6 protein-coding genes are annotated in these 5965 nt (G+C 30.4%); 4 read left to right on the top strand and 2 right to left on the bottom strand.

Translation table 11 applies throughout. From position 1 onward, the window contains the following. The first annotated feature begins 71 nt into the window (after nucleotides 1–71). The 4 genes from SPD90_RS11800 to SPD90_RS11785 all read left to right on the top strand — a co-directional run bounded on the left by SPD90_RS11800 (nucleotide 72) and on the right by SPD90_RS11785 (nucleotide 4216). Nucleotides 72–287 carry a DUF819 family protein gene (locus SPD90_RS11800; protein ID WP_331680574.1) on the top strand — a complete coding sequence of 72 codons (216 nt, stop codon included), beginning with the start codon at nucleotides 72–74 and terminating at the stop codon, nucleotides 285–287. A gap of 147 nt (nucleotides 288–434) precedes the next feature. Next, nucleotides 435–1436: a dipeptidase gene (locus tag SPD90_RS11795; RefSeq protein ID WP_320925362.1), complete on the top strand. Its 1002-nt coding sequence runs from the start codon at nucleotides 435–437 to the stop codon at nucleotides 1434–1436. 272 nt (nucleotides 1437–1708) lie between these two features. After that, nucleotides 1709–2614 carry a D-alanine--D-alanine ligase gene (locus tag SPD90_RS11790; protein WP_290685608.1) on the top strand — a complete coding sequence of 302 codons (906 nt, stop codon included), beginning with the start codon at nucleotides 1709–1711 and terminating at the stop codon, nucleotides 2612–2614. A 144-nt stretch (nucleotides 2615–2758) separates the two neighbouring features. Continuing rightward, nucleotides 2759–4216 (top strand): aminotransferase-like domain-containing protein, encoded by a 1458-nt coding sequence (locus tag SPD90_RS11785; RefSeq protein WP_320925361.1) that lies wholly within the window; start codon nucleotides 2759–2761, stop codon nucleotides 4214–4216. 42 nt (nucleotides 4217–4258) lie between these two features. On the opposite strand, the gene SPD90_RS11780 is transcribed toward SPD90_RS11785, so the two are convergent. After that, a complete protein-coding gene (locus SPD90_RS11780; protein ID WP_320925360.1) occupies nucleotides 4259–5635 on the bottom strand; it encodes a UDP-N-acetylmuramoyl-tripeptide--D-alanyl-D-alanine ligase in 1377 nt (458 codons plus the stop codon). Between the two features lie 69 nt (nucleotides 5636–5704). Beyond that, nucleotides 5705–5965 (bottom strand): hypothetical protein (locus SPD90_RS11775; protein WP_320925359.1); only part of this gene is annotated, 261 nt, incomplete at its 5' end.

The raw sequence follows: 5965 nt of genomic DNA, 5'->3' as shown, positions 1-5965 counted from the left end.
GAACAATTATGTAAATATGCAGCAAGATGTAGCATGGAAAGATAAAAAATTTGAAACTGTAACGAAGAAATATGATAGTAACATTCATATGTGCAAAATTATTCAAATTCAACCTAGAAGAAGCTATACTTGCTTCTAATGCTTGTATAGGTGGACCTACAACAGCAGCTGCTATGGCAGTTTCTAAAGGTTGGACTAAACTTATAGCTCCTATAATGCTTATCGGTACTTTAGGTTACGTTATAGGAAACTACTGTGGTATTATAATCGGTAACTTCTTATTATAATATGTAATCTTAATATATTTATAAAACATATAAAATTAACATTCGAATATTAATTGTTCAATACAACTCGATATTTAACTATCGATGAGTATTGGACAATTAAATATATATAAATTTAAAAATTTAAAAGGAAAGCGGGTTTTGTAAATGGTATTCGATTGTCATTCTGATTTATTCACTGATGTAACTGTAAAAATGTTAAAAGGTGAAAAAAATATTATAAAAAATCACCACCTAAAAAATTTACAAAAAGGTGGTTTAATTGGTGGTATATATGTAATTTGGATAGATCCACCTTACGATAAATGCCCTGAAGATAGAGCTAAACAAATAGTAACTGCTTTAACTGAAGAAATAAAAAACAACACTGATATTATAAATCAAGTTAAAGATTTTTCTGATTTCGAAAAAGGCTTTAAAGAAAATAAATTAAATATCCTAGTTGGTATGGAAGGTTTAAGCCACATAGGAGAAGATGTAGACAAATTACATTACTACCATGATGTAGTTGGAGCTAGACATGCAATGTTAACATGGAATGAACAAAACGCTCTAGCAACTGGTGTAGGTGGAGATCCTTCAAGAGGACTTACTGAAGCAGGTAAACGCGCAGTTAAAAAATTAGAAGAATTAAAAATGATAGTAGACGTTTCTCATGCAAACGAAAAATCATTCTGGGATATAATGGATGTAGCTACAACACCAATTATGGCATCACATTCAAATGCAAAACATTTCTCTTCTCATAGAAGAACTTTGACAGATGACCAAATTAAAGCCATCGCTCAAACTGGTGGAATCATAGGTATGAATGGGTATAAAGAATTCGTAGATGATAAAAATCCTGAAGAAGCTGATGTTAAGAGATTAGTAGATCATATCGATTATATAGCTAATTTAGTAGGTGTAGAACACATAGGCTGTGGATTTGACTATTCTGGATTTATAGATGCTGATTGTTTAGCTGCATTTTCAAGTGATACTTCAAATCCTAATGTAATAGGCTTAAAGGAATTTGAAGATACACCTAATTTAATTACAGAATTACAAAATCGTGGATATTCAAAAGACGATATAGAAGCTATAGCTTATAAGAATGCATTTAGAGTTATAAAACAAGTTATTGGAGTTCCATCACTTCAATATTAATATTAATGTTTAAACATCAATTTTTATTGATTAAATAAATCTTTACATTTTCATTAATTAAAAGGGGGTGACCTAGAAAACGGTTACCCCCTTTTAATGCTTAAATTCTGCTGTATTCGTTTTTTTATTAACAACCACTACACCCTTTATTTAGCCATCTAGTGGTACTTTCCTTTTCAAATTCCTATACATATAATGGGTATATAAATCATTATGAAAATATCATTAAAATTTAAATGTTATAGATAATAAATCGATTAGGAGAGATAAAAATGAAAAAGAAAGTTGTTGTTATAATGGGAGGTATTTCCTCAGAACGCGAAGTATCTCTAAATTCTGGCAAGGCTGCACTAGAAGCTATTGATAGAGATAAATACGATGTATACGAATTAGTAATAGATGATCCAATGGATGTTGTAAATAAAATGCCTTGTGATGTAGATTTTGCTTTAATAGTACTTCACGGCAAATATGGAGAAGATGGCACTATACAAGCTATGTTAGAATCTATGAATATCCCTTACTCAGGATGCGACCCTCTAACTAGTGGAATATGCATGAATAAGAATATGACAAAGAAGGTTTTAAAATCATCAAATATACCTACTGCTCCATGGGTAATAGCTAAGTCAGTCGATTCAATCGATTACGATGCTATAGAAAAAATAGGCTATCCTGTTTTTATAAAGCCAAACAGCGGTGGCTCTAGTGTGGCAACCTTCAAGGTGGATAAAAAAGAAGATGTATATGAAGCAGTAAAAAAAGGACTAGAAGTAGACGATATAGTGATTATAGAATCATTTCTTCCAGGAGATGAATACACTTCTTTTATATTAAACGGTGAGGTCTACCCTACTATAAAAATAACATCGCCAAATGAGTTTTTCGATTATGAATCAAAATACGCAACTGGTGTAAAAGGTGCAACTGAAGAAGTCGTATATTTAGAAGATTCACTTCAAAATCAAGTAGATAGTATATCAGAAAAGTGCTGGGATGCATTTAACTGCAAGGCATTTGTAAGAGTAGATTTAATATTATCAAATGGAATATTCTATGTGCTAGAACTAAACACTCTTCCTGGAATGACAAAAACTAGTTTAATTCCAAAAAGTGCAAATGCTAGGGGCTTGTCATACAGCGATTTACTAGATAAAATAATAGAATACTCATTATAAGCGCTCGATTTTAAAATTATTAAATTATAAGAAAAAATAGACAATTATATTTTAATTTATTAGAATATAATTGTCTTTATTTTTTATACTAATTAATATCAATTTATCAAAAATTTTTGAATATAAGCTAAAGGAGGTATTTTTTTGTTATTTTCTAATTTTGAAATAGATTCTAAAAAACCAGTATATATCCAAATAAAAAACTACATAAAGGATTTAATGACAAAAGGGTTACTTCCAATAAATAGTAAGCTTCCTTCTACAAGAGAGCTATGCTCAATTTTAAATGTAAGCCGAAATAGTGTACTTAGTGCTTACGACGAATTAAAGACAGAAGGACTTGTATATTCTATAAAAGGCAAAGGTACTTTTGTCAAGGAGCAATCTTCAATAGCTACATCTAACTGGCAACTAGATTGGTCTTTATACGAAAACGACTACATAAAAACTTTAAATAAAATGGACTCTGCAAAGCACGAAATTCCTTGGAAATCAGATTTAATTTCTTTTAAAAGTATTTCTCCAGCTGGAGATCAATTCGATATGGAGGAGCTTAAAAGAGCCTTTTTAAATAGATTTAATTTAGAAGGACATAAGCTTTTAAACTACGGGTATGCCCAAGGATATAAGCCTCTAATCGATTTTTTATTTGAGTATATGTCAGGCAAAAATATAGATTCGACAAACAAAGATTTACTTATAACAAATGGATTTACTGAAGCATTAAATATTATAATATCATCCCTTACAAAACCAGGAGATTATATTTTATGCGAAAATCCTACTCATAATGTATCTTTAAAGATTTTTAAATCTTATAATTTAAATGTACTTCCTATGAATTTGAACAAAAACAGCCTAGATTTTAAAGATATCGAAAAAACTATAAAAGATTATAAAGACAAAATAAAATTTGCATATATTACGCCTTCATACAACAATCCAACTGGAATAGTTTTATCTCCAAACGATAGATTTAAATTCTACAATATTATGAAGGAAAATAATATCGCAATAATAGAAGATGGATTTAATGAAGAGCTCTTATACTCCAGTTCCCATATATTCCCAATATGTTCTCTGGACAATAGAAACAACGGTGTAATATATATTGGAAGCTTTTCAAAAATATTATTTCCTGGAATCAGAATTGGATGGATACTTGCAGATAAAAATCTAATCAACCGCCTTATAAGTGTAAAAAGAGGTATCAATATGCATGTTTCCTTCTTAGATCAGGGAATTTTATACGACTATCTAAAAAACAGTAATTTTGAAAAATATATGAAAAAAATAAGAAAGTACTACGGCGATAAATTTAACTTTGCACTAGAATGCGTAAATAAATATATAGACTGTGAGTACGTTCTCGGAGATGGCGGTCTTCATTTATTTTTAAAATTAAAAGATATCGATACAAGACATTTGCTAGAAAGATGCTACGAAAAAGGAGTAATTTTCATGCCTGGCGATGTGTTTTATATAGATGAAGATCAAAAAAATTTCCTAAGACTTGGATTTTCAAGACTCGAAAAACACGAAATCAAAAAAGGAATAAAAATAATAGGACAAACTATTTTAGAAATGAAAAAGACAGACTAGCTCAATGTCTGTCTTTTTATTATTCAATCTTATCTCAATCAACTATTTAGTTAAAAATTCAACTACCTTTTCTAAGTACATTCCTCTAGAGCCTTTTACTAATATAGTATCTCCTTTTTGTAGGATATCCTTTAAGCTTTCCATAGCTAGCTCTTTAGTTTCAAAGTAGTGAATATTTTCTTTATTCATTCCGTTTTTTATAGCTTCTTCTACCATAAACTTAGCATCATTTCCTATTGCTATCAGTATATCTGCATATTGACTAGCGAATTTTCCTACTTCTCTATGACCAAATTCTGCATAGCTTCCCATTTCGAACATATCACCTAATATAGCCACTTTTCTAGTTTCATATCTATTTAAAACCTTTAATGCTGCATTCATAGAGTCCACGCTTGCATTGTAAACTGAGTCTATTACTGCGTAATCATCTGTTTTTATTACGTCCATTCTAGATTTAGTTATTTCGAAATTCTTAAGACCACGTTTGATATCGTCTAGGCTTATACCTAAAGTTTGCCCAACTAATATAGCTGCCATTGCATTGTAGATATTGTGTTCTCCAACTGTTGGGATGTAAAATTCTTCTACCTTGCCATCTATCATCGCATTGAAAGTTGTGTCGTTGTCATTCATGTTAAAATCTACACAGTATATTGTGTTGTCTTTTCCAAATCCAAAAGTTTTTAAATTGTATTTTAAATCTTGACCCTTTAGAGTTGTAAGCATATCGTCGTCGCCATTTACTATCAATGTAGAATCTTCGTCGAAGTTTGTAGTTATTTCCATTTTTGCTTTGAATATACCTTCTCTAGATCCAAGCATTTCGATATGAGAAAGACCTATATTTGATATAACACCTATTTTAGGGTTTACTATATTTACTAGATATTCTATTTCATGGAAACCACTCATACCCATTTCGATTACAGCGCATTCGTAGCTTTCGTCTAGATTTGTAAGAGTCATAGGAACTCCTGTTTCAGTATTTAAGTTTTTCATATTTTTAAGAGTTTTGTATTTACTAGATACTACTGCGTAAATCATATCTCTAGTAGAAGTTTTTCCTACACTACCTGTAACTCCTATATAAGGTATATCGAATTTTTCTTTGTAGTGTTTTGCTACATCTCCAAACGCAAATAATGTATTTTCAACTTCGATTACATTTACATTTTCGCTGTTTATTTCTATATTGTTGTCTTTATTTTTTACTATAGTCTTACATCCATTTTCTATTGCTGAATTTATAAATTTATGTGCGTCTACACTTTCTCCTACTAATGCGAAAAATGCACTGTTTTTGTTTGCAAGTCTACTATCTATAACTAGTTCATTTATAGATTTTACTTCTTCACTTTTACTTGTTAAATTGCCTTTACTGGCACTTACTATTTCTTCTATAGATAAATAATTCATATTTAATCTTCTCTCCTCCTATTAATTCTCTAAAAAATTATACCATATATCTGCAATATTTTAATAATTTTATTGTCTACTGTCTTCTATTTCCTTCACAATCTTTCTAGCAAATGGTCCTAGAGTGTCGTCCATAAACGAACCTATTGTACCATTTAACACGCATTTAAACAACGCCTCCTGCCAAGACGTGTCCACATCTAGAGCATTTAATTTTTCTTTTAAGTCCATACATGTAACTATCGCCTGTCTCGTCGCAGTTTGAACTGCTAGAGGCACCTTCTCTACGTCTCCGCTTTCTACATCAGGGAAATTCTTGAAGACGTATTT

It is taken from the genome of Intestinibacter sp., assembly GCF_034113885.1.
In the GTDB taxonomy this organism is placed as follows: Bacteria; Bacillota; Clostridia; order Peptostreptococcales; family Peptostreptococcaceae; genus Intestinibacter.
The sequence above is the reverse complement of the archived record's forward strand: the minus strand, read 5'-3'. Positions and strand labels throughout refer to the sequence as shown.